This is a genomic window from Pseudomonas sp. SZ57, assembly GCF_009495975.1.
GTDB lineage: Bacteria > Pseudomonadota > Gammaproteobacteria > Pseudomonadales > Pseudomonadaceae > Aquipseudomonas > Aquipseudomonas syringae.
Genome location: NZ_WIBD01000023.1, coordinates 53,601 through 77,209, shown reverse-complemented (window position 1 = coordinate 77,209; position 23,609 = coordinate 53,601). Strand labels below are relative to the sequence as shown.

Annotated in this window: 25 protein-coding genes and 1 riboswitch; of the genes, 19 read left to right on the top strand and 6 right to left on the bottom strand. The window is 61.6% G+C overall.

Features of this window, described 5'->3' with window-relative positions; translation table 11 throughout:
• Positions 1-5: 5 nt before the first annotated feature.
• Positions 6-656 (bottom strand): phosphoribosylglycinamide formyltransferase, encoded by a 651-nt coding sequence (purN, locus tag GE543_RS20125; protein WP_103696745.1) that lies wholly within the window; start codon positions 654-656, stop codon positions 6-8.
• Positions 656-1,714: a phosphoribosylformylglycinamidine cyclo-ligase gene (purM, locus tag GE543_RS20120; RefSeq protein WP_153222219.1), complete on the bottom strand. Its 1,059-nt coding sequence runs from the start codon at positions 1,712-1,714 to the stop codon at positions 656-658. The genes purN and purM overlap by 1 nt, the downstream gene beginning before the upstream one ends.
• Positions 1,715-2,055: 341 nt before the next feature.
• Here purM and GE543_RS20115 point away from each other — a divergent pair, with 341 nt between their 5' ends.
• The 6 genes from GE543_RS20115 (at position 2,056) to GE543_RS20090 (ending at position 7,392) form a co-directional block, all read left to right on the top strand.
• Positions 2,056-3,159 carry a DUF2066 domain-containing protein gene (locus GE543_RS20115; RefSeq protein ID WP_046236195.1) on the top strand — a complete coding sequence of 368 codons (1,104 nt, stop codon included), beginning with the start codon at positions 2,056-2,058 and terminating at the stop codon, positions 3,157-3,159.
• 39 nt (positions 3,160-3,198) lie between these two features.
• Positions 3,199-4,272, top strand: coding sequence for an AI-2E family transporter (locus GE543_RS20110; protein WP_004411239.1), 1,074 nt, complete (start codon positions 3,199-3,201; stop codon positions 4,270-4,272).
• 218 nt (positions 4,273-4,490) lie between these two features.
• Positions 4,491-5,195: a DnaA regulatory inactivator Hda gene (gene hda, locus GE543_RS20105; protein WP_003369632.1), complete on the top strand. Its 705-nt coding sequence runs from the start codon at positions 4,491-4,493 to the stop codon at positions 5,193-5,195.
• Positions 5,189-5,953: an NAD-dependent deacylase gene (locus GE543_RS20100; protein WP_371927208.1), complete on the top strand. Its 765-nt coding sequence runs from the start codon at positions 5,189-5,191 to the stop codon at positions 5,951-5,953. The genes hda and GE543_RS20100 overlap by 7 nt, the downstream gene beginning before the upstream one ends.
• Before the next feature lie 75 nt (positions 5,954-6,028).
• A complete protein-coding gene (locus tag GE543_RS20095) occupies positions 6,029-6,757 on the top strand; it encodes a C40 family peptidase (protein WP_011268584.1) in 729 nt (242 codons plus the stop codon).
• An 89-nt stretch (positions 6,758-6,846) separates the two neighbouring features.
• A complete protein-coding gene (locus GE543_RS20090; RefSeq protein WP_003404277.1) occupies positions 6,847-7,392 on the top strand; it encodes a C40 family peptidase in 546 nt (181 codons plus the stop codon).
• Between the two features lie 340 nt (positions 7,393-7,732).
• Here the strand turns inward: GE543_RS20090 and GE543_RS20085 are convergent, their stop codons facing one another.
• On the bottom strand, positions 7,733-9,061 hold the full coding sequence (locus tag GE543_RS20085) for a sorbosone dehydrogenase family protein (protein ID WP_004411233.1): 1,329 nt from the start codon (positions 9,059-9,061) through the stop codon (positions 7,733-7,735).
• Positions 9,062-9,180: 119 nt separating this feature from the next.
• A riboswitch (cobalamin riboswitch) is annotated at positions 9,181-9,395 on the top strand.
• A 90-nt stretch (positions 9,396-9,485) separates the two neighbouring features.
• Between GE543_RS20085 and cobO the strand changes: the two genes are divergently transcribed.
• The 13 genes from cobO to GE543_RS20025 all read left to right on the top strand — a co-directional run bounded on the left by cobO (position 9,486) and on the right by GE543_RS20025 (position 20,336).
• Complete coding sequence (gene cobO, locus GE543_RS20080; protein WP_003393737.1) at positions 9,486-10,097, top strand: cob(I)yrinic acid a,c-diamide adenosyltransferase; 612 nt, start codon at positions 9,486-9,488, stop codon at positions 10,095-10,097.
• Positions 10,098-10,122: 25 nt separating this feature from the next.
• Complete coding sequence (locus tag GE543_RS20075) at positions 10,123-11,418, top strand: cobyrinate a,c-diamide synthase (RefSeq protein WP_004411231.1); 1,296 nt, start codon at positions 10,123-10,125, stop codon at positions 11,416-11,418.
• The gene (gene bluB, locus GE543_RS20070; protein WP_046236198.1) at positions 11,415-12,065 is read left to right on the top strand and encodes a 5,6-dimethylbenzimidazole synthase; all 651 of its coding nucleotides are present in this window, start codon (positions 11,415-11,417) and stop codon (positions 12,063-12,065) included. Before GE543_RS20075 ends, bluB begins: the two co-directional genes overlap by 4 nt.
• Positions 12,062-12,970, top strand: coding sequence for an adenosylcobinamide-phosphate synthase CbiB (gene cbiB, locus GE543_RS20065; RefSeq protein ID WP_032612230.1), 909 nt, complete (start codon positions 12,062-12,064; stop codon positions 12,968-12,970). Before bluB ends, cbiB begins: the two co-directional genes overlap by 4 nt.
• Positions 12,963-13,967 carry a threonine-phosphate decarboxylase CobD gene (gene cobD, locus GE543_RS20060; protein ID WP_153222218.1) on the top strand — a complete coding sequence of 335 codons (1,005 nt, stop codon included), beginning with the start codon at positions 12,963-12,965 and terminating at the stop codon, positions 13,965-13,967. The genes cbiB and cobD overlap by 8 nt, the downstream gene beginning before the upstream one ends.
• A complete protein-coding gene (locus GE543_RS20055; RefSeq protein WP_153222217.1) occupies positions 13,964-15,424 on the top strand; it encodes a cobyric acid synthase in 1,461 nt (486 codons plus the stop codon). The genes cobD and GE543_RS20055 overlap by 4 nt, the downstream gene beginning before the upstream one ends.
• Positions 15,425-15,946: a bifunctional adenosylcobinamide kinase/adenosylcobinamide-phosphate guanylyltransferase gene (gene cobU / locus GE543_RS20050; RefSeq protein WP_153222216.1), complete on the top strand. Its 522-nt coding sequence runs from the start codon at positions 15,425-15,427 to the stop codon at positions 15,944-15,946. It abuts the gene before it with no gap.
• A complete protein-coding gene (cobT, locus tag GE543_RS20045) occupies positions 15,943-16,995 on the top strand; it encodes a nicotinate-nucleotide--dimethylbenzimidazole phosphoribosyltransferase (protein WP_153222215.1) in 1,053 nt (350 codons plus the stop codon). The genes cobU and cobT overlap by 4 nt, the downstream gene beginning before the upstream one ends.
• Positions 16,992-17,564, top strand: a complete 573-nt coding sequence (cobC, locus tag GE543_RS20040; protein WP_153222214.1) for an alpha-ribazole phosphatase family protein — start codon at positions 16,992-16,994, stop codon at positions 17,562-17,564. The genes cobT and cobC overlap by 4 nt, the downstream gene beginning before the upstream one ends.
• 1 nt (position 17,565) lies before the next feature.
• Entirely contained in the window at positions 17,566-18,297 is a 732-nt protein-coding gene (locus GE543_RS20035; RefSeq protein ID WP_153222213.1) for an adenosylcobinamide-GDP ribazoletransferase, read from the top strand.
• A gap of 98 nt (positions 18,298-18,395) precedes the next feature.
• Positions 18,396-19,604 carry an MFS transporter gene (locus tag GE543_RS20030; protein ID WP_003434384.1) on the top strand — a complete coding sequence of 403 codons (1,209 nt, stop codon included), beginning with the start codon at positions 18,396-18,398 and terminating at the stop codon, positions 19,602-19,604.
• On the top strand, positions 19,601-19,723 hold the full coding sequence (locus GE543_RS27515) for a hypothetical protein (protein ID WP_003314627.1): 123 nt from the start codon (positions 19,601-19,603) through the stop codon (positions 19,721-19,723). Before GE543_RS20030 ends, GE543_RS27515 begins: the two co-directional genes overlap by 4 nt.
• Positions 19,724-19,784: 61 nt before the next feature.
• Positions 19,785-20,336: a glutathione peroxidase gene (locus GE543_RS20025; RefSeq protein ID WP_003314628.1), complete on the top strand. Its 552-nt coding sequence runs from the start codon at positions 19,785-19,787 to the stop codon at positions 20,334-20,336.
• 419 nt (positions 20,337-20,755) lie between these two features.
• Here the strand turns inward: GE543_RS20025 and GE543_RS20020 are convergent, their stop codons facing one another.
• From GE543_RS20020 to GE543_RS20010, 3 genes are all read right to left on the bottom strand, one after another.
• Positions 20,756-22,039 carry an OmpP1/FadL family transporter gene (locus GE543_RS20020; protein WP_004411199.1) on the bottom strand — a complete coding sequence of 428 codons (1,284 nt, stop codon included), beginning with the start codon at positions 22,037-22,039 and terminating at the stop codon, positions 20,756-20,758.
• A 241-nt stretch (positions 22,040-22,280) separates the two neighbouring features.
• Positions 22,281-22,499 carry a hypothetical protein gene (locus GE543_RS20015; protein ID WP_002554588.1) on the bottom strand — a complete coding sequence of 73 codons (219 nt, stop codon included), beginning with the start codon at positions 22,497-22,499 and terminating at the stop codon, positions 22,281-22,283.
• A 481-nt stretch (positions 22,500-22,980) separates the two neighbouring features.
• Positions 22,981-23,286: a hypothetical protein gene (locus GE543_RS20010; protein WP_003418158.1), complete on the bottom strand. Its 306-nt coding sequence runs from the start codon at positions 23,284-23,286 to the stop codon at positions 22,981-22,983.
• Positions 23,287-23,609 lie beyond the last annotated feature (323 nt).

Genomic DNA, 23,609 nt, shown 5'->3' with positions numbered 1-23,609 from the left:
ATCTCCTAATGTCGAATCAGATGGCCGCTGGCCGGGAGTAACTGGCTATCGAGTAACGCACCTTGTTCACCAAGGCTCAGTCGGCCTTCGGCAAACCAGCGAATGGCCAGTGGGTAAATACGGTGCTCTTGAACATGGACCCGTTGCGCGAGCGTTGCGGGCGTGTCGTGCAACTGTACCGAAATAACTGCCTGTACGACCAGTGGGCCGCCATCGAGTTCCTCGGTAACGAAATGCACGCTGCAGCCATGCTCGGCGTCGCCGGCCTCCAACGCACGCTTGTGCGTGTGCAAGCCTTTGTAACGCGGCAGCAGGGAAGGGTGAATATTCAGCAGACGGCCGTGATAGTGGCGAACGAATCCTGCGCTGAGAATGCGCATGAACCCGGCCAGTACGACCAGCTGTGGCTGGAAGGCGTCGATCCGTTCGATCAGCGCAGCATCGAAAGCCTCACGGCCTTCGTACGCGGTGTGATCCAGTACGCAGGTTTCGATGCCTGCGTCCCGGGCGCGTTGCAGGCCGAACGCATCTGCACGGTTGGAAATCACCGCGCGGATGCGGACGGGGCTGGCCCCGTCCTTGAAGCTGTCGATCATCGCTTGCAGGTTGCCGCCGGTGCCGGACAGCAGCACCACGACTTCGCAGATGGCTGGCATCAATGCGCCTTGAGGTTTTTCAGCTCGACTTGTGCTGCGCCTTCGGCAGCGGTGGCGATCTGGCCGATCACCCAAGGCTGTTCGCCTGCTTCACGCAGCACCTTCAGTGCCGCTTCAACGTGCTCCTGAGCGACGCAGATCACCATGCCCACGCCGCAGTTCAGCACACGGTGCATCTCGTTTTCCGCAACGTTGCCTTGCTGCTGCAGCCAGTCGAACACGGCCGGACGCTGCCAGCTGGCGACGTCGACCACGGCCTGAGCGCCTTCGGGCAGTACGCGTGGAATGTTGTCGAGCAGGCCGCCACCGGTGATGTGGGCCATGGCCTTGACTGCGCCGGTTTCCTTGATCAGCTTGAGCAACGGCTTCACGTAGATGCGGGTCGGTGCCATCATCAGTTCGGTCAGCGGTTTGCCGTCCAGCTGGATGTTCTCGATGTCCGCACCTGCCACTTCGATGATCTTGCGGATCAGCGAGTAACCGTTGGAGTGCGGGCCGGACGATGGCAGGGCGAGCAGGGCGTCACCGGCAGCGACTTTCGAGCCGTCGATGATTTCGGCCTTTTCCACCACGCCGACGCAGAAGCCTGCCAGGTCGTAGTCTTCGCCTTCGTACATGCCCGGCATTTCAGCGGTTTCGCCGCCGACCAGCGAGCAACCGGCCAGTTCGCAGCCGGCGCCGATGCCGGTGACGACCTGAGCGGCGGTGTCGACGTTCAGTTTGCCGGTGGCGTAGTAATCGAGGAAGAACAGCGGCTCTGCACCGCAGACCACCAGGTCATTGACGCACATGGCGACCAGGTCGATGCCGATGGTGTCGTGCTTGTTCAGGTTCAGCGCCAGACGCAGCTTGGTGCCCACGCCGTCGGTGCCGGAAACCAGAACCGGTTGCTTGTAGCCGGCCGGGATTTCGCAGAGGGCGCCGAAGCCTCCCAGGCCGCCCATGACTTCCGGACGCTTGGTGCGCTTGGCGACGCTCTTGATGCGTTCGACCAATGCTTCACCGGCGTCGATGTCTACACCGGCGTCTTTATAGCTCAGGGAGGGTTGCTTGCTCATAGAAAATCCAGGCCTTTAGGGGGGATTCGGAGGTATCGACCGCTGCGTTAGGGCCCGTTCAGCACCGCGCTGTCATGCGGTGGTAATGTTGGGGCCATGGCGATTGCCGGTCTGCGAAGGCGCGCGATTTTATCAGGCTTGCTCACCAGGGGCCATCCTTGCGCCGACAACAGGGCGGTGTTGCACCAAATAAACCTCAACCAGGTGGCCTGTCAGTGCGAGCCTGGACGTTTAGGGTGTACTTTATGCGCGAACTGAATGATAGGTGGCTCACGTCTGTCCCAGACCTGTACACCTGCTGAAACAGCTTCTTTTTACTTTTTTCCGTTCGGGAACTGTCCATGCGTTTTTCCAGAATTCTTCTAATCGGCTGTCTGTCCCTGATCAGCCTTCCCAGCCTTGCCGAAACGGTCAGCAACCTTTATCAGGTTCGCGAGCCGGTCAATGGCCAGTCGCCCGATGAGCGCACGCGGGCCACGCAGGCCGCCGTCGAAACCCTGGTGCTGCGCCTGACCGGCGACGCCAAGGCCGTGCAGGGTTCGGCCATCGCCGCGCTGCGCAAAGACCCGCAGCAGATCATTAGCCAGTTCGGCTACGAGGCCGGACCGCCGGAAACCCTGCTGGTCGACTTCGATCCGGCAACCACCGACCGTGCGCTGCACGATGCGGGACTGTCGATCTGGGGCAGCAATCGTCCGTCGATTCTCGGCTGGTGGCTGAATGACTCGGTGGAAGGCTCGAATCTGGTCGGCGACGGTCAGGCCGCCGCCGAACCCTTGCGCCAGGCTGCTCAGCACCGCGGACTGCCGCTGCGTCTGCCGCTGGCTGATTTGAGCGAGCAGGGCATCGGTAATGCGAAAACCCTGGAGGGCACTGACCCTGCGCCGCTCAAGGAAGCTTCCGAGCGCTATGGCGCTGACGCGATACTGGCCGTGCACGCCAGGGAAGATGGCGGTCAGTGGCAGGGCAAATGGCGCTTGTGGCTGGGTGATCAGCGCGAACAGGGCACCGCAACCGGTGCCACCTCCGAGGCGTTGGCCGATGCGGTGCTGCTCTCGGTAAGCGAGCGTCTGGCGCCGCGCTTCGTCGCCAAGCCCGGTGCGTCGACCGGCATGCTGATCCAGGTTCAGGGCATGACGCTGGAGCGCTATGCGCAACTGCTTCAGTTACTCGAACCGTTCGGCGTGCGTCTGAGTTCTGTCGAAGGCGATAAAGTGGTGTTTGAGGTCAGTGGCAGCACCGATCAGCTACGCTCGCAGTTGTCGCTGGCCAAACTGCAGGAAGTGCCCGCAGCCGAAGCAGCCGCTACCGCAGCGCCGCCTGCTGCGCCGGTCGATGCGACTGCGCCGGTTGCGCCAGCCAATGGAGCCGCTGCTGTTCCGGCACCTGCGCCCGCACCGATGATTGTTCCGGCGTCCGCGCCACAACTTTATTTCCGCTGGTAATTCGGCAAGAACGCTTTTCCATTGGCTTGAGGGATGTTGATGACTGATATGCGGCGTTGGTTCTGGATCGGCGGCCTGGCCTTGCTGGTCGCGTTCGTGGTGCTGTTGCACCCAATCCTCACTCCTTTTCTGGTGGCGTTGTTATTGGCCTACATGGGCGATCCGCTGGTGGATCGCCTGGAGCGCGCCGGATTGTCCAGAACCCTGAGCGTGGTGGTCGTGTTCGGGCTGTTCACGCTGGTGCTGATGGCGTTGCTGCTGATTCTGGTGCCGATGCTGGCCAAGCAGTTGTTCCGTCTCTACGAACTGGCGCCGCAGATTCTCGACTGGCTGCAACACGCGGCGTTGCCATGGGTTCAGGCCAAGTTCGGGCTGGCCGACGGGTTCTGGAAGTTCGACAAGATCAAGGCAGCCATTTCCGAGCATATGGGCCAGGCCGGGGACATTGTCTCTATCGTGCTGTCCCAGGCTACGGCTTCGAGTCTGGCGCTGATCGGCTGGCTGACCAACCTGGTGCTGATCCCCGTGGTGTGTTTCTACCTGCTGCGCGACTGGGACATCATGACCGGCAAGATTCGTGGCCTGCTGCCGCGTCAGCGTGAAGCGCAAATCGTCAAGCTGGCGGGCGAGTGCCATGAAGTCTTGGGCGCGTTTATACGCGGTCAGTTGCTGGTGATGGTCGGCCTTGGCGTGATCTACGCGGCCGGTCTGATGCTGGTCGGGCTGGAACTGGGCCTGCTGATCGGCGTCATTGCCGGTCTGGCGGCCATCGTGCCTTATATGGGGTTCGTGATCGGTATCGGTGCTGCGCTGGTGGCTGGGCTGTTCCAGTTTGGCGGTGACCTGTACCCGATGATGGGGATTGTGGCGGTGTTCATGATCGGTCAGGCGCTGGAGGGGATGGTGCTGACGCCATTGCTGGTCGGTGATCGCATCGGCCTGCACCCGGTCGCAGTGATCTTCGCGATTCTGGCGGGTGGCGAGCTGTTCGGCTTTACCGGCATTCTGCTGGCCCTGCCGGTGGCGGCGGTGATCATGGTGCTGGTGCGCCACATGCATGATCTGTACAAGGACTCGGAAATCTACGCAGGCGCGGAAGATCCGGAGCTGTAAGGTCGACGCAAGCCTCTTCGCCGCCCGGTGAAGAGGCTCATGCCTTGAGGGCATGCCCCCCCCTTCAAGCGCCCTGTCCTGAGCGGCGCTTTACTCCCCCTGACGCAAACCTTTGATTTTGCTTGAGGTCTGTCGCATTGTGCGACCAGCGTCACGGGTATAAACTTTGCGCTCTTTACACAGAGGCCCTTGACGGTTTGCATGAGCCGTTAGTCAGCATGAAACCGATTCAGCTGCCCCTGAGTGTGCGTCTGCGTGATGACGCCACTTTCGTCAATTACTATCCAGGCGCCAACGCCGCTGCACTCGGCTATGTCGAGCGGCTGTGCGAAGCCGACGCTGGCTGGACCGAAAGCCTCATCTATCTGTGGGGCAAGGACGGGGTAGGGCGCACGCACCTGCTGCAGGCTGCCTGCCTGCGTTTCGAACAGCTTGGCGAGCCTGCGGTGTATCTGCCGCTGGCCGAAGTCATAGATGAAGGCATCGAGCTGTTCGATCATCTGGAGCAGTACGAGCTGGTGTGTCTGGACGACCTGCAGGCGATCGTCGGCAAGCCGGACTGGGAAGAAGCGCTGTTTCATCTGTTCAATCGTCTGCGTGACAGCGGGCGTCGTCTTCTGATTGCCGCGTCCAAATCGCCCCGCGAACTGCCGGTAAAGCTTCCCGACCTGAAATCGCGCCTGACCATGGCATTGGTGTTCCAGATGCGCGGGCTGTCCGACGAAGACAAACTGCGCGCCTTGCAACTGCGTGCTTCGCGGCGCGGCCTGCACCTGACCGACGATGTCGGGCATTTCATCCTGACGCGTGGTACGCGCAGCATGAGCGCGTTGTTCGAATTGCTCGAGCGGCTCGATCAGGCGTCACTCCAGGAAAAGCGCAAGCTGACCATTCCCTTCCTTAAAGAGACGCTCGGGTGGTAGATCAGGCGCTGTTGATGCAGACGGCGGCTGCCTTGCGCCATGCACAACGGATTCTGGTGATCACCGGGGCGGGCCTGTCTGCCGATTCAGGGCTGCCGACCTATCGTGGCGTGGGCGGGCTCTACAATGGCAAGACCGACGATGGCCTGCCTATCGAAATGGCCCTGTCCGGGCCCATGCTGCGTCGTGACCCGGAGCTGTGCTGGAAATACATCGCCGAACTGGGCAAGGCGTGCCTGGGTGGCGAGCCGAATGTCGCGCATTACGCCATCGCCCAGTTGCAGCGCATCAAACCCGAGTGCTGGGTACTGACCCAGAACGTCGACGGTTACCATCGCGCGGCGGGCAGTCCGCCGGAGCGCCTGATCGAAATTCACGGGCAACTCTCGCCACTGTTTTGCCAATCCTGCGGTGCTGAGGATTCTCAATTGAGCGAGCACTTGCAGCGCCCTTTGCCCCCCTTATGCCCGGCATGTAGTGGCATTTTGCGACCGTCCGTCGTTCTTTTTCAGGAAATGCTCCCCGAAAAAGCGCTGGAAACACTGTATGAACAGCTGGCTATAGGCTATGACGCGGTCCTGAGTATCGGCACCACCGCAAGCTTCCCCTACATTCACGAACCTGTCATTCGCACCAGGGTTTCCGGGGGTTTTACCGCAGAAATCAATCCGCAGCCGACGGATCACAGCGCGCAGATGGACGTCTTTTTACCGTACCGCGCGGCACATGTCATGGCCGAACTCATAAGTCACATCTAGTTCGATTGAATTTGCAAATCACCTTCATAAAAGGCATAGTCTCGCCATCTTAACTAGTCAGCCACGGTTGTGCCCATGCAAGTTGTTCGCTTCGCACCCCTCGTGCCTCTCGCACTCGTTACATTTCTCTTCGGTTGCTCGGCCAATATGCCGGTCGCACAGCAGGAACAGGCCCAGCCAGTTCCACGCTATCAGAGCGCAATCAATGCCAACGCCCAGTCCGCAGCCCGTCGCGCCGACGCGGCAGTCCTGCAGGACGAGCTCGCTACCGAAGACGAACTGTCCCAGTTCGCTGATAACAAGTCTTACCAACTGCCGGCCCTGGCCGACAGCATCCTGGAGCGTGGCAAGTCGCTGATCGGCACACGCTACAAGTTCGGCGGCACGTCGACTTCTTCGGGTTTCGATTGCAGCGGCTTCATCGGTTATCTGTTTCGCGAAGAGGCCGGCATGAGCCTGCCACGTTCCACGCGTGAAATGATCAACGTCAACGCACCTCTGGTGGCGCGCAACAAGCTTCAGCCGGGCGATGTGCTGTTCTTCAGTACTCGCGGTCGCGGTCAGGTCAGCCACGCAGCGATCTACGCCGGTAATCGGCAGTTCATCCACTCCAGCAGTCGCCGCAGCGGCGGTGTGCGCATCGACAGCCTCGATGATGCCTACTGGAGCAAGACCTTTATTGAGGCCAAGCGGCCTCTGGCGATGGCCCCTGGTACTGTTGCAGTAAAATCGACACCTGAAGTCACGCAGACAACGGCGATGACTTCGACTACAGTCAAGACCGCGCCCAAGCGGCGTAAATAAATAGAACGCGCAGTACAAGACCTTCGGGTCTTTCTGCGTTTTTGAGCTTCTCGGCAGCGTAAGCCGCATCCGGATGGGTTGTTGTGGTTATGTCGATTGCGTTGCGGCTGTTAGTCATCTCTGTTGCTGCGTTGCTCGGTGCCTGCGCCAGTGCGCCGCCTCCGCCCAAAGCGCCCCGGATCGTTCAGCGTCCGGTGGTCACTGCACCTCCCCAGATTCTCTCTCCGGCTGCCGAAGACGTGCTGTTTCGTGCGTTGGGGCTGGTTGGCACGCCTTATCGCTGGGGCGGCAACACGCCTGACTCCGGTTTTGATTGCAGCGGTCTTATAGGCTATGTCTATCGTGATGCGGCGGGCATTTCCCTGCCGCGTTCCACACGCGAGATGATCGTGATGGGCGCCCCGAATATTCGTCGCGAGCAATTGCAGTCAGGGGATCTGGTGTTCTTCGCCACGTCGGGCGGTTCTCAGGTGTCCCACGCCGGGATCTATGTCGGCGAAGGCCGCTTCGTGCATGCACCGGCCACCGGTGGCACGGTCAAGCTCGACAGCCTCGACAAGCCTTACTGGCAGAGAGCCTACCTCAACGCCAAGCGCGTGATTCAGCCCGCCAGCCTGGCGCAGAATCGGCCTTAAGCGCCTCGCGCTGATTGCTCTGCGCGCGCTCAAGAGCGTCCAGCACTGCATGCCCACGCCCACGCGGAGCGCTCAACGTCACACCTAAGTCTGCTTTTGATTCTGGCCGTAGGCCGTAGGAGTGAACCTGTTCGCGAAAGGGCCGGTATGATCGCCGAAAATGCATCTTCTGAAACACCGCCTTCGCGAACAAGTTCGCTCCTACGCCCTTCGGGCAGAACCCTGAAAGGCACGTATTCTGGGCTCTCCAGGACTTGTGTGTAACGCCGAGTGCTGGAGCGTTGGGAACAATGATCTCAACTACCGTGCAACGCTCTGCGTCAAACCTCTACGCTCGGCGTTACTGAGCAGCCTTGGCGGATGTCACGCGCCAGATCTTGTTGCCGACATCGTCGGCCACCAGCAATCCGCCGCGCTGATCATTGACTACGCCAACCGGACGACCCATGGCTTTTTCATCCTTGTTGAGGAAACCGGTCAACACATCGACCGGTGTGCCGTTGGGTTTGCCGCCACTGAATGGAATGAACACCACCTTGTAGCCGCTGTGCGGTTTGCGGTTCCACGAGCCGTGCTGGCCGATGAACAGGCCTTCGTTGAACGGTGCAGCCAGTGTCTTGCCGTCGGCGAACACCAGGCCCAGCGAGGCGGTGTGTGGACCGACTGCGTAATCCGGGGCAATCGCCTTGGCGACCAGTGCCGGGTTCTGCGGCTTGACGCGCTCGTCGACGTGTTGGCCGTAGTAGCTGTAAGGCCAGCCGTAGAATGCGCCGTCCTGCACCGAGGTCACGTAGTCAGGCACCAGATCGCTGCCGATCTCGTCGCGCTCGTTGACCGCCGTCCACAGTTTGCCGGTCTTCGGTTCCCAATCCATGCCGTTAGGGTTGCGCAGGCCGGACGCGAAGATCCGGTGGTTACCGGTGGCCGCGTCCACTTCCCAGATCGCCGCACGACCTTCTTCCTTGTCCATGCCGTTCTCGGCCACGTTGCTGTTGGAGCCCACGGTCACGTACAGCTTGCTGCCATCCTTGCTGGCGATGACGTTCTTGGTCCAGTGGTGATTGAGCGTACCGCCCGGCAGGTCGACGACCTTGGTCGCTTGCGCGCTGATCGAGGTCTGCCCGGATTCATACGGGAAGCTGATCAGGCGGTCGGTGTCGGCCACATACAGCTTGTTGCCCACCAGGGTCATACCGAACGGCGAATTGAGGTTTTGCAGGAAAACCGTGCGGGTCTCTGCCACACCGTCCTTATCCACGTCACGCAGCAAGGTGATGCGGTTGGCGCTGGGCACACCGGCACCGGCGCGGCCCATGACTTTTTCCATCACCCAGCCGCGAATGCCCTTGGAATCATCCGGTTTGGCGGGGGAATTGGTTTCCGCCACCAGCACGTCACCGTTGGGCAGCACATACAACCAGCGCGGGTGGTCGAGGTTCTCGGCGAACGCAGCCACTTGTGTGCCCGGCGCGGCGACCGGCTTGGCGCCTTTTTCCCAGCCTACGGCAGGGGCGATGTTGACGGTCGGAATCAGCGTCTTGTTGGGCTCCGGCAGCTTGGGCGAGGGGCCTGTTCCATCCGAGACTTGCAGGCTCGACGACTCGCCGCAGGCAGCGAGGCCGCCGGCGACCAGCAGCAACACTGCGTAGTGGGGTCTGAGTTTGAACATTGTCGATCTCCATTAACAAAGGCGTGGTCCAGTAACTGATAGAGGCACCGCCAACCCGCTAGGTTCAATCACGTTCCACGGCGACGGTGTCGATTGACGCTCCCGGTCCAACCCTCTACCCTTCGCGGTTTGTTTCAGGTGCTCTGCAATCCCCGATTGGCAGAGTGAAACAGGGAAGCCGGTGTGGGTCGACAGATCCGATCCCGGCGCTGCCCCCGCAACGGTAAATGAGTCAAGGCTGTGCCTGACGCCACTGTGTTTCGACATGGGAAGGCGCGCAGCCGGGGTGACCCGCTCATGAGCCCGGAGACCGGCCTGAATCATTCAATGACATCACGGAGGGTGATGTTCTGTGCAGGGCGTTGCCGTGCTGTCCAGTGCTGTCCTTCCGTCTGTTGTCGCCTGCCCCGAGCGGAGAACCCAGATGAACGAATCCCCCGAACGCGACGAACGCCATCTGGCGCGCATGCAGCGCAAGAAAGCCTTCATGGACCAGCGTATTGCCAGCTCGCCCAACGAGTGCGGCCTGCTGCTGGTATTGACCGGCAATGGCAAGGGCAAGAGCAGCTCGGCGTTCGGCATGCTCGCCCGGGCCATGGGCCACGACATGCAGTGTGGCGTGGTGCAGTTCATCAAGGGCCGCAACAGCACGGGCGAAGAAATGTTTTTCCGCCGTTTCCCCGAGCAGGTGCGCTATCACGTGATGGGCGAGGGCTTCACCTGGGAAACCCAGGATCGCCAGCGTGACATCGCCGCCGCTGAAGCCGCCTGGGCCGTGTCTCAGGAAATGCTTCGCGACCCGGCCATTGGTCTGGTGGTGCTCGACGAACTGAACATCGCCCTCAAACATGGCTACCTCGACCTTGAACAGGTACTGAGCGATCTGCAGGCACGTCCGCCGATGCAGCACGTATTGGTGACTGGCCGCGGTGCCAAAGCCGAATTGATCGACCTGGCCGATACCGTTTCCGAGATCGGCGTGGTCAAGCACGCGTTTCAGGCCGGTATTCGTGCGCAGAAAGGTATCGAGCTGTGAACCCTTCATCATTGAGCGCATTGCAATGAGAGCCCCGCGTGATTGCCCGGCGGTATTGATCGCTGCGCCTGCCTCCGGGCAAGGCAAAACCACGGTGACCGCTGCACTGGCACGCCTGCACCGCAACCAGGGGCGCAAGGTCCGGGTGTTCAAGTGCGGCCCGGACTTTCTCGACCCGATGATTCTCGAGCGGGCCAGTGGCGCGCCGGTCTATCAACTGGACATGTGGATGGTCGGTGCCGATGAAAGCCGTCGCCTGCTGTGGGAAGCGGCTGATGAGGCGGACCTGATTCTGATCGAGGGGGTCATGGGCCTGTTCGATGGCACGCCATCGAGCGCCGACCTGGCCCGGCATTTTGGCGTGCCGGTACTCGGTGTGATCGACGGCACGGCCATGGCGCAGACGTTTGGCGCACTGGCGCTGGGCCTGGCGCGCTACCAGCCTGATCTGCCGTTCGCCGGCGTGCTGGCCAATCGCGTCGGCACGGTACGCCATGCGCAGTTGCTGGAGAACAGCCTGACCGAAGGCCTGCGCTGGTACGGCGCACTGTCCCGGGAAGTCGGCTTCGAACTGCCCAGCCGCCATCTGGGGCTGGTCCAGGCCAGTGAGCTCAACGATCTGGACGTGCGTCTGGACATGGCGGCTGCGGCGCTTGCCAGCACCTGTGAAGTGGCCTTGCCGCCGGCCGTGACCTTCACTGCGCCCGACCCGGTTCAGGTCGAGCCGCTGCTGCGCGGCGTACGCATCGCCATCGCGCGCGACGAGGCCTTTGCCTTTCTGTATGGCGCGAGCCTGGACCTGCTGAGGAACATGGGTGCCGAGCTGAGTTTCTTCTCGCCGATCCATGATCGCGAGTTGCCCGACGCCGACAGCCTGTACCTGCCCGGTGGCTACCCGGAGCTGCACCACGTTGCGCTGGCCGCCAATGGCACGATGCAGGCTTCGATCAGGGCTCACCATATTGCCGGCAAGCCGATTCTGGCCGAGTGCGGCGGCATGCTCTATTTGCTCGAAGCCTTGACCGATGTCGAGGGCGTGCGCGCCGAACTGGTCGGCTTGCTGTCCGGTGAAGCGGTCATGCAGAAGCGTCTGGCGGCGCTGGCGTTGCAAGCCGTCGAGCTGCCCGAGGGCACGCTGCACGGCCACACTTATCATCATTCGCTGACCAGCACCGAGCTGCAGCCGATTGCCCGTGGCGTCAGCCCCAATGGCGGGCGCGGCGCAGAAGCGGTTTATCGCCTGGGTCGCCTGACCGCGTCCTACGTGCATTTCTATTTTCCTTCCTGCCCTCAGGCGATTGCGGCGCTGTTCAAACCATGACCGAGCAAGCGTTCAGCCCCGAAGAGCGAGCTGCGGTGTACCGCGCCATCGCCGAACGTCGCGACATGCGCCACTTCATCGGCGGCACGGTCGCGCCCGAGCTGCTGGCACGCGTGCTGGAGGCTGCGCATCAGGCTCCCAGCGTCGGGCTGATGCAACCGTGGCGCTTCATCCGCATCAGCGACCCGCTATTGCGCGGCAGGATGCAGGCGCAGGTAGAGGAAGAGCGTATTCGTACCGCCGAGGCGCTGGGTGAGCGAACCGACGAGTTCATGAAGCTCAAGGTCGAAGGCATCAACGACTGCGCAGAAGTGCTGGTCGCCGCGCTGATGGAAGGGCGAGAGCAGCACATTTTCGGCCGTCGCACCTTGCCGGAAATGGACCTGGCTTCGTTGTCCTGCGCAATCCAGAACCTGTGGCTGGCCTCGCGTGCAGAAGGCCTGGGCATGGGCTGGGTGTCGCTGTTCGACCCCGAGGCGCTGGCCGAACTGCTGGGCATGCCTGACGGCGCCAAGCCGCTGGCGATCATATGTCTGGGCCCGGTCAAAGAATTTTATCCCGCGCCAATGCTGGTGATGGAAGGCTGGGCGCAGGCGCGTCCGCTGCATGAGCTGCTGTACGAGAATCAATGGGGAGTGAGTCAATGAGTGTGGCGCTGTTGAGCGTCGCCGGGGTCGCGCTGGATGCGCTGCTCGGTGAGCCCAAACGATGGCATCCGCTGGTGGCGTTCGGCAACTTCGCCAGTCGGGTCGAGCAGCGCTTCAACAGTGGCGGCCGTGGCTGGCGCAGTCACGGCGTTACTGCCTGGGTCATCACCGTTGTACCGCTGACGCTGCTGGCCACGCTGCTGAGCTGGTTGCCTGGCGTGGGCTGGCTGTTCGAGATTCTGGCGCTGTATTGCGCGCTGGGCATGCGCAGCCTGGGCGAGCACGTTCAGCCGGTGGCGCAAGCGCTGCGCAGTGATGATCTGGTTGAAGCACGTCAGCGGGTCGGTTATCTGGTCAGTCGCCAGACCACCGAGCTGGACGCTACCGAAGTCGCCCGCGCAGCCACCGAGTCTGTGCTGGAGAACGGCAGCGATGCGGTGTTCGCGGCGCTGTTCTGGTTTGTCGTGGCCGGTGCGCCCGGCGTGGTGCTGTATCGGCTGAGCAATACGCTGGACGCCATGTGGGGTTACCGCAACGAGCGCTTTGAGCGTTTTGGCTGGGCTGCGGCGAAGATCGACGATCTGCTCAACTATATTCCCGCACGTCTTGTGGCATTGACCTACGCCTTGCTGGGCAAGACCCGACTGGCGCTGCGTTGCTGGCGTACGCAGGCCCCGGCCTGGGACAGTCCGAATGCCGGCCCGGTGATGGCCGCTGGTGCAGGCGCACTGGGTGTCGAGCTGGGCGGCGCGGCGATCTACCACGGCGAGCTTCATCAGCGTCCGCAACTGGGTGAGGGTGCGCCTGCTGATGCAGACTCGATCGATCGCGGCTGGCAACTGGTGCAGCGCGGCGTCTGGTTATGGCTGCTGGTCATCTGCGTGGCGGCTGAATTTTATGCTTGAGCACGGCGGGCGGTTGCGCGCGGCGGCGCAGCATTACGGCATCCATCTGGACGACTGGCTGGACCTGTCCACCGGGATCGCGCCGTGGTCGTGGCCCATCCCGGAGATTCCGACGCGTGCCTGGGCGCGATTGCCCGAGACCGACGATGGCCTGGAAGCAGCGGCCTGCACTTATTACGGCGTGTCCCGGTTATTGCCGGTGTCCGGTTCGCAGGCTGCGATTCAGGCATTGCCGCGGGTGCGCAGCGGAGGGCGGGTCGGCGTTCTGTCGCCCTGCTACGCAGAGCACGCGCATGCCTGGCGCAAGAACGGTTTCGTGGTCCGTGAGGTGGGTGAGCAGGAGGTCGACTACTTCCTCGACAGCCTGGACGTGCTGGTGGTGGTCAACCCCAACAACCCAACCGGCCTGCACGTGAGCGCCGAGCGCCTGCTGGAGTGGCATGCGCGGCTGGCCGAGCGCGGTGGCTGGCTGGTCGTCGATGAAGCCTTCATGGATAACACGCCGGGCATGAGCCTGGCGGCCGAGACGTGGCGCAACGGGCTGATCGTCCTGCGTTCGTTTGGCAAGTTTTTCGGCCTGGCCGGTGTCCGGCTTGGTTTTGTCATGGCCGAGCCGGTGCTGTTGAGGATGCTGGCGCAGGAAATCGGCCCCTGGTCGGTCAGTGGGCCAACCCGGATCATCGGCCAGGTGTGCCTCAGTGATCAGCAGGGGCAGACCCGCCAGCGTGCGCGCTGTGAGCAGGCCCGCGAGCGGTTGGTGGCGTTGCTCGACTGCTACGCCCTGACCCCGCAAGGCGGCTGTGCGCTGTTCCAATGGCTGGTGACCCCTGAAGCGCAAACGCTCTATGAGTTTTGTGCGCAGCGCGGCGTGCTGTTGCGCCTGTTCAAGGGTGACACCTCCGAATCGTCCAGTCTGCGTTTCGGTCTGCCCTGCGACGAGGCCGACTGGCTGCGGCTGCACGATGTTCTGCTTGAATACCGCAAGGAATACCCATGAGCACGCTGATGGTACAAGGCACCACTTCCGATGCCGGCAAGAGCACCCTGGTGACGGCCCTGTGCCGCTGGCTGACTCGTCAGGGCGTCAAGGTCGTGCCGTTCAAGCCGCAGAACATGGCGCTCAACAGCGCGGTGACTGCGGACGGCGGCGAGATTGGCCGCGCACAGGCCGTGCAAGCGCAGGCGTGCTACCTCGAACCGCACACCGATATGAACCCGGTGCTGCTCAAGCCCAACAGTGACACAGGCGCGCAGGTGATCATTCACGGCCGCGCCGTGACCACCATGAACGCGGTGGCGTATCACGGCTACAAAGAGATCGCCATGCAGGCGGTGCTGGAATCGCATCGGCGCCTGGGTGAAAGCTATCCGGTGATTGTGGTCGAGGGTGCGGGTTCTCCGGCCGAGATCAACCTGCGCGCCAACGATATCGCCAACATGGGCTTTGCCGAGGCGGTCGACTGCCCGGTGTTGCTGATTGCCGACATCAATCGTGGCGGGGTGTTTGCCCATCTGGTCGGCACGCTCGAGTTGCTGTCGCCCAGCGAGCAGGCGCGGGTCAAGGGTTTCATCATCAACCGTTTTCGCGGCGACATCGCCTTGTTGCAGCCGGGCCTAGACTGGCTGGAAGCACGCACCGGCAAGCCAGTGGTTGGCGTGCTGCCCTACGTGATGGACCTGCATCTGGAAGCCGAAGACGGCCTGGATCAGCGCCAGACCGACAAGGTCGAGCATGTGCTGAACGTAGTGGTCCCGGTGCTGCCTCGCATCAGTAATCACACTGATTTCGACCCGTTGCGCCTGCACCCTCAGGTCAATCTGCAGTTCATCGGTCCCGGCCAGGCGATTCCTCCTGCGGACCTGATCATTCTGCCCGGCTCCAAGAGTGTGCGCAGCGATCTCAACTACCTGCGCAACAATGGTTGGGACACCGCCATCGAGCGGCATTTGCGTTACGGCGGCAAGCTGATGGGGATCTGCGGTGGCCTGCAAATGCTCGGTGAGCAGGTACATGATCCGCTCGGGCTGGAAGGCGCAGCCGGGTCCAGCGCCGGGTTTGGCCTACTGGCCATGAGCACGGTGCTGGAAGCGGAAAAGCAACTGCGCAATGTGCGCGGTCGTCTGACCCTGGAAGATGCCGAGGTCAGCGGTTACGAAATTCATGCCGGGGTAACGACGGGGCCGGCGCTGGAGCAGGCTGCCGTGCAACTGGACGACGGGCGTTGCGATGGCGCGCAGAGTGTCGACGGCCAGGTGCTGGGGACTTACCTGCACGGCCTGTTCGAATCACCTGCGACCTGTAGTGCGTTGCTGCGCTGGGCGGGGTTGACGAACGTGCAGTCCGTCGATTATCACGCCCTGCGCGAGCGCGACATCGAACGTCTGGCGGACCTGGTGGAAAAGCACCTGGACGGCCCATTGCTTCGCGAACTGTGTGGCCTGGAGGCGAACTGAATGCTGCAATTGATCCTCGGCGGCGCGCGTTCCGGCAAGAGTCGTCTGGCGGAAAAACTGGCCGCCGACAGCGCGCTGAGTGTGACCTACATCGCCACCAGTCAGCCTCTGGACGGCGAAATGAATCAGCGTGTTGCCAGTCATCGCGCGCGCCGTCCCGAGCACTGGGGGTTGGTCGAAGAGCCGATCGAGCTGGCGCGGGTGCTGCGCGAAAATGCGGCGCCCGATTGCTGCCTGCTGGTCGATTGCCTGACCCTCTGGCTGACCAATCTGCTGATGCTCGACAACCCCGAGCGCCTGCTTCAAGAACGTGAATCCCTGCTCGACAGCCTTGCCGGGCTGCCGGGTGAAATCATTTTTGTCAGCAACGAAACCGGGCTTGGCGTCGTGCCGCTCGGCGAACTGACCCGTCGCTATGTCGATGAAGCCGGCCTGTTGCATCAGGCGCTGGCCGAGCGTTGCCAGCGTGTCGTGTTGACCGTTGCCGGCTTGCCCCTGACGTTGAAAGGAACCGCGCTATGAGTAATTCCTGGTGGCTCGAGCCCGCACAGGCCATTGATGTGCCAATGCGCGAGGCGGCACTGGCCCGTCAGCAGCAACTGACCAAACCCGCCGGTTCGCTGGCGCAACTGGAGCGCCTGGCGGTACAGCTGGCTGGTCTGCAGGGGCGTGAGCGTCCGGCCGCGGATCAACTGTGGATCGCGATTTTCGCCGCTGATCATGGTGTCGTCGCCGAAGGTGTGTCGGCGTACCCACAGGAAGTCACCGGTCAGATGCTGCACAACTTCGTCAATGGCGGCGCCGCGATCAGCGTGCTGGCGCGTCAGCTCTCCGCGCAACTGGACGTGGTCGATCTGGGCACCGTGTCGCCAATGGGTTTGCCTGGGGTGCGCCATCTGCGCATTGGCGCGGGCACCGCCAATTTTGTACAGGGGCCGGCCATGAGTGTCGAGCAGGGGCTCGCCGCCCTGCAGGCCGGGCGTGACAGCGTATTGCGCGCCAAGGCTGTCGGCACCGAACTGTTCATCGGTGGCGAGATGGGCATCGGCAACACCACAGCCGCCAGCGCAGTCGCCTGCTCGCTGCTGGAGTGCGCCGCGCGATTGCTGGTCGGTCCGGGCACCGGGCTGAACGCCGAGGGTATTCAGCACAAGACCCACGTCATCGAGCGCGCACTGGCATTGCACGCCGAGCAGGCGGGTGACCCGTTGAGCAGCCTGTTCTGTCTGGGCGGCTTCGAAATCGCCGCACTGGCTGGTGCGTACCTGGCCTGCGCGCAGGAAGGAATTGCGGTACTGGTCGACGGTTTCATTTGCAGCGTGGCCGCGCTGGTGGCGGTGCGCCTGAACCCTTCCTGCCGTAACTGGCTGCTGTTCGGTCATCGGGGCGCCGAACCGGGCCATCGGCATCTGCTGGAAACGCTGCAGGCCGAACCGTTGCTGGACCTCGGTTTGCGTTTGGGTGAGGGCAGCGGTGCCGCACTGGCGGTGCCGCTGGTGCGCCTGGCGTGCGAGCTGCACAACGGCATGGCCACGTTTGCCGAAGCGGCTGTGGCGGATCGTCCCGTATGACCTTGCACCTGGACTTGTTGCGTCACGGCGAAACCGAACTGGGCGGCGGCCTGCGCGGCAGCATCGACGACGCGCTGACCGAGCCTGGCTGGCAGCAGATGCGTGCGGCAGTGGTCGGTGGCGGCCCCTGGACGCGGATTGTCAGCTCGCCCCTGCAACGTTGCGCACGTTTCTCCGAAGAGCTGGCGCAGCGCTTGTCGTTGCCTCTGCACCTGGAGCCAGGTCTGCAGGAGCTGCATTTCGGTGACTGGGAAGGGCACAGCCCTGCGCAACTCATGGAGACCGATGCCGAGGGCTTGGGGCTGTTCTGGGCGGATCCCTACGCCTTCACACCTCCCAGCGGCGAGCCGGTGCTGGATTTCTCGAACCGCGTATTGAGTGCCGTTGAGCGTCTGCATCAGGCTTATGCCGGTGAGCGCGTGTTGCTGGTCAGTCATGGTGGTGTCATGCGCCTGCTGGTGGCGCAGGCGCGTGGTTTGCCGCGTGAGCAACTGTTGCAGGTGGTGGTCGGGCATGGCGCGCTGTTGTCGATTCAGGTCGCTGCTGATCGCGTAATTACGGAGATCTGAGATGCTGCCGTTCTGGATCGCCCTGCAATTTCTCGGCAGCCTCCCTATTAGGCTGCCCGGCATGCCGCGCCCTGAAGAGCTGGGGCGCTCTTTGCTGTACTACCCGTTGGTGGGGGCGGTATTCGGCACGCTGCTGCTGGGCTTCAACACCTTGCTCAGTGGTACGCCGCTCATGCTGCACGCCGCGCTGGTACTCAGTGCCTGGGTATTGCTCAGCGGCGGCTTGCATCTGGACGGTCTGGCCGACAGTGCTGACGCCTGGCTGGGCGGCTTCGGTGACCGTGAACGCACCTTGAAGATCATGAAAGACCCACGCAGCGGGCCTATCGCCGTGGTCACGCTGGTCCTGGTGCTGCTGCTCAAGTTTGCCGCGATTCTGGCGCTGATTGAGAGCCATGCCAGTGTCTGGCTGCTGTTGGCGCCGGTGATCGGACGCGCGGCCATGCTTGGGCTGTTTCTGGGGACGCCGTATGTGCGTTCCGGCGGGCTGGGGCAGGCGCTGGCCGATCACCTGCCGCGCGGCCCTGGACGCAAGGTTTTGCTCGCCACCGCCATTACGTGCGTGCTGCTTGCTGGCTGGTCAGGGGTAACCGTATTGCTGGTCTGCGCTGCCTGTTTCTTCTGGCTGCGGCAGCTGATGATGCGCCGTCTGGGCGGGTGCACCGGCGATACGGCCGGGGCATTGCTCGAGCTGCTGGAGTTGGCGGTGCTGCTGACGCTGGCGTTGCTTTGAGACCCTGCGCATCGCTTTGTTGACAGCTTTTACCGGCAGCGCGTAGCTTCGCGGATCGCGGGTAAAACCATGTAACACAAAGCGCAGGGAGCTTAACCATGACATCGATCTGGCGTACCAGTGGCTGGGTTCTGCTGGGGAGCGCGCTGATTCTTGCGCTTTCGTTGGGTACGCGGCACGGCTTCGGTCTGTTTCTGGCGCCCATGAGCGCCGAGTTTGGCTGGGGGCGTGAAGTCTTTGCCTTTGCCATTGCCCTGCAGAATCTGATGTGGGGCCTGGCACAGCCATTCGCCGGGGCGCTGGCAGATCGATTCGGGGCGGCGAAAGTCGTCTTCGTCGGCGGTGTGCTGTATGCCGCAGGTCTGTTGTGCATGAGTACCGCCGATTCTTCCCTCAGCCTTTCATTGAGCGCCGGTCTGCTGATCGGTATCGGCCTGTCCGGCACATCGTTTTCGGTCATCCTGGGTGTCGTGGGGCGTGCGCTGCCTGCGGAAAAACGCAGTATGGGCATGGGGATCGCCAGCGCAGCCGGCTCATTCGGTCAGTTCGCCATGCTGCCCGGGACACTGGGTTTGATCAGTTGGCTGGGCTGGTCCGGCGCCTTGCTGGTGCTGGGCGTGATGGTGGCGTTGATCCTGCCTCTGGTGGGTATGCTCAAGGATACGCCGAGCGTATCCACCGGCGTCGAACTGACCCTCGGCGAGGCACTGCGCGAGGCGTGCTCGCATTCGGGGTTCTGGCTGCTGGCGCTGGGGTTCTTTGTCTGCGGCTTTCAAGTGGTATTCATTGGCGTGCACTTACCGGCCTATCTGGTGGATCAGCACTTGCCCGCCAAGGTCGGCACTACAGTGCTGGCCCTGATCGGCCTGTTCAATATCTTCGGCACCTACACCGCAGGCTGGCTGGGCGGGCGCATGTCCAAGCCCCGACTGTTGACCGTTCTTTACCTGTTGCGCGCGGTGGTGATCGTGCTGTTTCTCTGGATACCCTTGAGCCAGACCACAGCGTATCTGTTCGGCGTGGCGATGGGCTTGCTGTGGTTGTCGACCGTGCCGCTGACCAACGGTACGGTCGCGACACTGTTCGGTGTGCGCAACCTGTCGATGCTGGGCGGCATTGTCTTCCTGTTTCACCAGTTGGGCGCCTTTCTCGGTGGCTGGCTGGGCGGGCTGGTGTATGACCGCACCGGCAGCTACGACCTGATCTGGCAAGTCTCGATACTCCTGAGTCTGCTTGCCGCAGCGCTCAACTGGCCGGTGCGCGAGCGCCCGGTGGCGCGGTTGCAGGCGCAGGGCAGTCTGGCATGAGTCGGCGCTGGCCTCTGCTGGCGGCGCTGCTGGTGGGCGCGGTGGTGCTGGGATTGCTCTGGTGGGCCTGGCAGCATGTCGGGCTGGGCGCATTGCAACTGGGAATGGGCGCTTGCTAGGCAGACGCTCCTGCATGGGGTAGCGTGTCGGCAGACCAAAACAATATTCAGGGCCGCCATGATGAACATTCGCTTTTTTTCGATCCCTCTTTTGCTGCTGGCCATGAGCGGTGCTGCAATGGCCGCCGACTGTCCGCCGTTGCTGCAAGGCGAGCTGCCCAAGCTGCGCGCCAAGGAAAACATCGACCTGTGCAAGCGCTTCGCCGGCAAGCCGCTGGTGGTGGTCAATACTGCCAGTTTCTGCGGCTTCGCCCCGCAGTTCAAAGGCCTTGAAGCGCTGAGTCAGCGCTACAAGGGGCAGGGGCTCGAAGTGTTGGGTGTGCCGTCCAATGACTTCAAACAGGAAGCCAAGGATGGTGAGGAGACCGCCAAGGTCTGCTACGTCAATTATGGCGTGACCTTCACCATGACCGAGCCGCAGGCGGTGCGCGGTGATGATGCAACCCATTTGTTCAAGGTGCTGGCCGAGCAGAGCAGTGCGCCGCGCTGGAACTTTTACAAGTACGTGGTTGATCGCCAGGGCAAGGTCATCGCCAACTTCTCCAGCATGACCAAGCCGGATGATCCTGAGCTGATCGCAGCCATTGAGAAGGCGATTGCGTCTAAGCCTTAGGGGGCAAAAAAAAGGGTGGCTTGAGTCTTGTCTGAATCGACCTGGCATCGCAGAACCCTTGTGTGACGCGGAGCGCCACATAGAGGACGCAGAGCGTCCAGAACTGCATGCCGACGCGGAGCGTCGGCACGATAGTCAATCAATGACTCGGAGTATCTGTACGATAGTCAATCAATGACGCGGAGTATCTGTACGATAGTCAGTCAATGACGCGGAGTATCTGTACGGTAGTCAGTCAATGACGCGGAGTATCTGTACGGTATTCAGTCAATGACGTGGAGTATCTGTACGATAGTCAGTCAATGGCGCGGAGTATCTGCACGCTGGTCAATCAATGCAGATCTGAGCGCACCAGGCGCGCACTAAAAAGCCCGCAACCATTACGGGTTGCGGGCTTTTTTCAGCCTGGCAGTTGCTTATCAGAAGCGATAGGTAACCGAAGTGCCCAGGCCGTGAGCGGTGTTGCGGTAGTCGGCGCTGTACGAACCTTTGGTCGCGCTGGAATCGCGGATCTTGGTTTCGTCTTCACGCAGGTACGAGTACGCCACGTCGATGGTCAGGTCGTCGGTCGGGCTCCAGCCGGCACCGAAGCTGATGATCTTGCGATCGCCCGTCGGGATGCGTGGGGAGCGGTTGACGTTGTTGGTCGGCGACTGATCAACGGAGAAACCGGTACGCAGCGTCCACTCTTTATTGACCTTGTACGAAGCACCGATGGCGTGCGCCCAGGTGTCGTGCCAGTTCTGTTCTTCGGTGATGGTGCCGATCGGGCCGGCAGAGCCGCCCAGCAGGGCAGGGACGCCATCGTTGTTGACGGTGATGTCTTGCAGGCGGCTCCAGCGAGTCCAGGTACTGCCGGCATAGACCGTCCAGTTTTCGTCGATCTGCTGGGTGATGGAGAAGTCCACGGACTCAGGCGTGGAGATGTCCAGAGAAGCGTCATACTTCTGACCGCCGAAAGGACCGAAACCCGAACCTTCGATCTTGGTCTTGCCCTTGAGCTTGTAATCGACCTTGGAGTGGTAAGTCAGGCCCAGGCGAGTGGTGTCGGTAGCCTGCACCAGGATACCGGCATTGAAGCCGATTGCGGTGTCATCGCCTTCGATCTTCACCTTGCCGTCGTTACGGCCAGGTGTTGCGGAGTTCAATGTTGCCGAGGTCAGCTCGCCGTCGATACGGTTGAGCGTCGGGCCGAAACCGATGGAGACCTTGTCGTTGAATGCATAGCTGACGGTCGGCTGAAAGGTCACGACCTGGACGTGACTCTTGTCACCCCAGTAGCGGCCAGCGAAGCCTTTTTCGTAATCGGTGACCAGGCCGAACGGTACGTACACGCCCAGACCAAATGCCCAGTGATCATCGATTGGTTTGACGTAGTAGCCCATGGGTACGCCGACCACCGGAACCATGTCGCCGTCGTTGCTGCCGCCAAATGTACCGCGACCATTCTTGATATCGGTCTTGGCGATCACGGCAGCTGCACCGACGCTGATTTCTTCACGTTTAAGGCGGGACATACCGGCAGGGTTGCCGAATACGGTACTTGCGTCATCGGCTGACGAGGAGCGACCTGCAAAGCCGGTGCCCATGCCGCTGATGCTTTGTTCGTTGAGGGCAAAGCCGGCAGCGAGCAGTTGAGAAGAGGCCAGACCCAGTGCGAGTCCAAGCGTTGTCCGGTTCAGTGCTTTTGTCATTATTTTCATTATTAGAACTCCTTGTTGTTCACCGGTCGAAAATTACCAACATTTTCGACGGCGCGCTATAGGCTGAGGAGCCCGATTTAGAGCTATTCTTGTAGGACAATCCCCTCAAGGGAGTAGGAATTGCTATTTAGAGCAGGTTCCAGTGCTGCAGGCATTGTGTAATGCAGAGGATACAAAGCGCGCATAAAAAAAGCCCCGCCTTTGCAGTGCGGGGCTTTCGGCTTGCGGTGCAGCGTTTTCGTCAGGCGATGAGGGCCTGACGGGTACGCTCGATCACGGCCTGCAGCGGTTCGGCGCTGGCGTACTGATCGGGGTACAGGCGTTCGCTGTGGCGGGCGATGCCGTGTTCATTGACGATGGTGAAGCTGAAGCAGCCTTTGCGAGCGGCCATGATCAGGCAGTTCATCGGGGCAAAAGCGTTGGTCAATGTGTGAATTGCATGTTGAGTCTGAGTATTCATATTCAAGGTGTTTCCTGAAGCAACACGGAACAATACCGTGCAAAAATAAAGATTCCAGTAAACGCGGGCCGACATTTGATACAAAAGCCTGGCTGGGCGGAGAACCTGACTGGAACAAAGACAGGCAGTTGAAGCGCGCTTTATCGTATGGCGCTCTGGCTGACCGGTAGGTACTTAGGAGGGCAGGCAACACAACAGGAGCAAAGGTTCTACGCTCCGGGTGAAGATCCTGATCAATTGCAGGCTGGTTGAAGCAGACCATGAGAGCCGTGTCGGCACTGTCACCCCAAATGGTGCATCAGCGCGAAAGGTTCATGTCTGGAAACCATCGAGGTGGTCGATCCCTTGTTGCCAACATTCTCGTCGCATGGAGGAGTGTCTGTCGGGGGACTTGTCGACCGGAATTGATTTTCAGCTTGGTACTAACGGCGGCGATGTTACCCGCCTGATCGGGGCATTGCAAGTGGCAGTGTATAAATCTTCACCAGTGCCCGGCCAATCGATAGATCAGTACGGTGATTGACGCAACCATCGAGCAGCCCAGCAGGTAGGCGGTGATGGTAAGCCGCAGCGACCTGCGGCTTTCAATGGCGCGCATGATGTCGCCTGTCGCGTTGATACGCCCGTTGCTCAGGTCACTGCAGATGATCAGCATCAGGGCGATCGCTGACAGCAACACGCTGTAGGCAAACACGCCGCCGTCCGGGGGTGGCAGTACGATACTGACTGCCAGGGCGACGAGGCAGACAGCCAACAACAGCAGGAAGAACTTGGCTATCTCCTTCATGGATCCCTTCACTGAATCGTTCGTAAATTAGGGTGAGCTGCATTTTTGCCAGTGCTTGGACCGCAATATGTGCAATTTGTCGCCCGAGTCGCTTTGATTGCCCAGAGTAATGCGCGAAATGCGCCGTCGCCCGTGTCGAGCCAGAAACCGAAAAACTGCTGAAAGCCTTGTATTCATTGAGAATGCGATGCGTTCGGGCACGCAAAATATGATGCATGAAATGACCAAAAACGGCCTTGATGAGGAGTTGTGCACATTAGCGGCACAAGCTGCTACATCACTGTCACAAGCGAAGCTAAAGGTTTGATTTATGATGGTGAATT

What these genes read in the sequence shown, in the direction of transcription:
- GE543_RS27515 (WP_003314627.1), top strand. Translation starts at nt 19,601, where the DNA reads ATGAGTCGGCGCTGGCCTCTGCTGGCGGCGCTGCTGGTGGGCGCGGTG.
- GE543_RS20090 (WP_003404277.1), top strand. Translation starts at nt 6,847, where the DNA reads ATGTCGATTGCGTTGCGGCTGTTAGTCATCTCTGTTGCTGCGTTGCTC.
- cobT (WP_153222215.1), top strand. Translation starts at nt 15,943, where the DNA reads ATGAGTAATTCCTGGTGGCTCGAGCCCGCACAGGCCATTGATGTGCCA.
- cbiB (WP_032612230.1), top strand. Translation starts at nt 12,062, where the DNA reads ATGAGTGTGGCGCTGTTGAGCGTCGCCGGGGTCGCGCTGGATGCGCTG.
- cobD (WP_153222218.1), top strand. Translation starts at nt 12,963, where the DNA reads ATGCTTGAGCACGGCGGGCGGTTGCGCGCGGCGGCGCAGCATTACGGC.
- purN (WP_103696745.1), bottom strand. Translation starts at nt 656, where the DNA reads ATGCCAGCCATCTGCGAAGTCGTGGTGCTGCTGTCCGGCACCGGCGGC.
- GE543_RS20020 (WP_004411199.1), bottom strand. Translation starts at nt 22,039, where the DNA reads ATGAAAATAATGACAAAAGCACTGAACCGGACAACGCTTGGACTCGCA.
- GE543_RS20095 (WP_011268584.1), top strand. Translation starts at nt 6,029, where the DNA reads ATGCAAGTTGTTCGCTTCGCACCCCTCGTGCCTCTCGCACTCGTTACA.
- purM (WP_153222219.1), bottom strand. Translation starts at nt 1,714, where the DNA reads ATGAGCAAGCAACCCTCCCTGAGCTATAAAGACGCCGGTGTAGACATC.
- GE543_RS20115 (WP_046236195.1), top strand. Translation starts at nt 2,056, where the DNA reads ATGCGTTTTTCCAGAATTCTTCTAATCGGCTGTCTGTCCCTGATCAGC.
- bluB (WP_046236198.1), top strand. Translation starts at nt 11,415, where the DNA reads ATGACCGAGCAAGCGTTCAGCCCCGAAGAGCGAGCTGCGGTGTACCGC.
- GE543_RS20055 (WP_153222217.1), top strand. Translation starts at nt 13,964, where the DNA reads ATGAGCACGCTGATGGTACAAGGCACCACTTCCGATGCCGGCAAGAGC.
- GE543_RS20030 (WP_003434384.1), top strand. Translation starts at nt 18,396, where the DNA reads ATGACATCGATCTGGCGTACCAGTGGCTGGGTTCTGCTGGGGAGCGCG.
- hda (WP_003369632.1), top strand. Translation starts at nt 4,491, where the DNA reads ATGAAACCGATTCAGCTGCCCCTGAGTGTGCGTCTGCGTGATGACGCC.
- GE543_RS20025 (WP_003314628.1), top strand. Translation starts at nt 19,785, where the DNA reads ATGAACATTCGCTTTTTTTCGATCCCTCTTTTGCTGCTGGCCATGAGC.
- GE543_RS20015 (WP_002554588.1), bottom strand. Translation starts at nt 22,499, where the DNA reads ATGAATACTCAGACTCAACATGCAATTCACACATTGACCAACGCTTTT.
- GE543_RS20085 (WP_004411233.1), bottom strand. Translation starts at nt 9,061, where the DNA reads ATGTTCAAACTCAGACCCCACTACGCAGTGTTGCTGCTGGTCGCCGGC.
- GE543_RS20110 (WP_004411239.1), top strand. Translation starts at nt 3,199, where the DNA reads ATGACTGATATGCGGCGTTGGTTCTGGATCGGCGGCCTGGCCTTGCTG.
- cobO (WP_003393737.1), top strand. Translation starts at nt 9,486, where the DNA reads ATGAACGAATCCCCCGAACGCGACGAACGCCATCTGGCGCGCATGCAG.
- GE543_RS20075 (WP_004411231.1), top strand. Translation starts at nt 10,123, where the DNA reads ATGAGAGCCCCGCGTGATTGCCCGGCGGTATTGATCGCTGCGCCTGCC.
- GE543_RS20010 (WP_003418158.1), bottom strand. Translation starts at nt 23,286, where the DNA reads ATGAAGGAGATAGCCAAGTTCTTCCTGCTGTTGTTGGCTGTCTGCCTC.
- cobU (WP_153222216.1), top strand. Translation starts at nt 15,425, where the DNA reads ATGCTGCAATTGATCCTCGGCGGCGCGCGTTCCGGCAAGAGTCGTCTG.
- GE543_RS20035 (WP_153222213.1), top strand. Translation starts at nt 17,566, where the DNA reads ATGCTGCCGTTCTGGATCGCCCTGCAATTTCTCGGCAGCCTCCCTATT.
- cobC (WP_153222214.1), top strand. Translation starts at nt 16,992, where the DNA reads ATGACCTTGCACCTGGACTTGTTGCGTCACGGCGAAACCGAACTGGGC.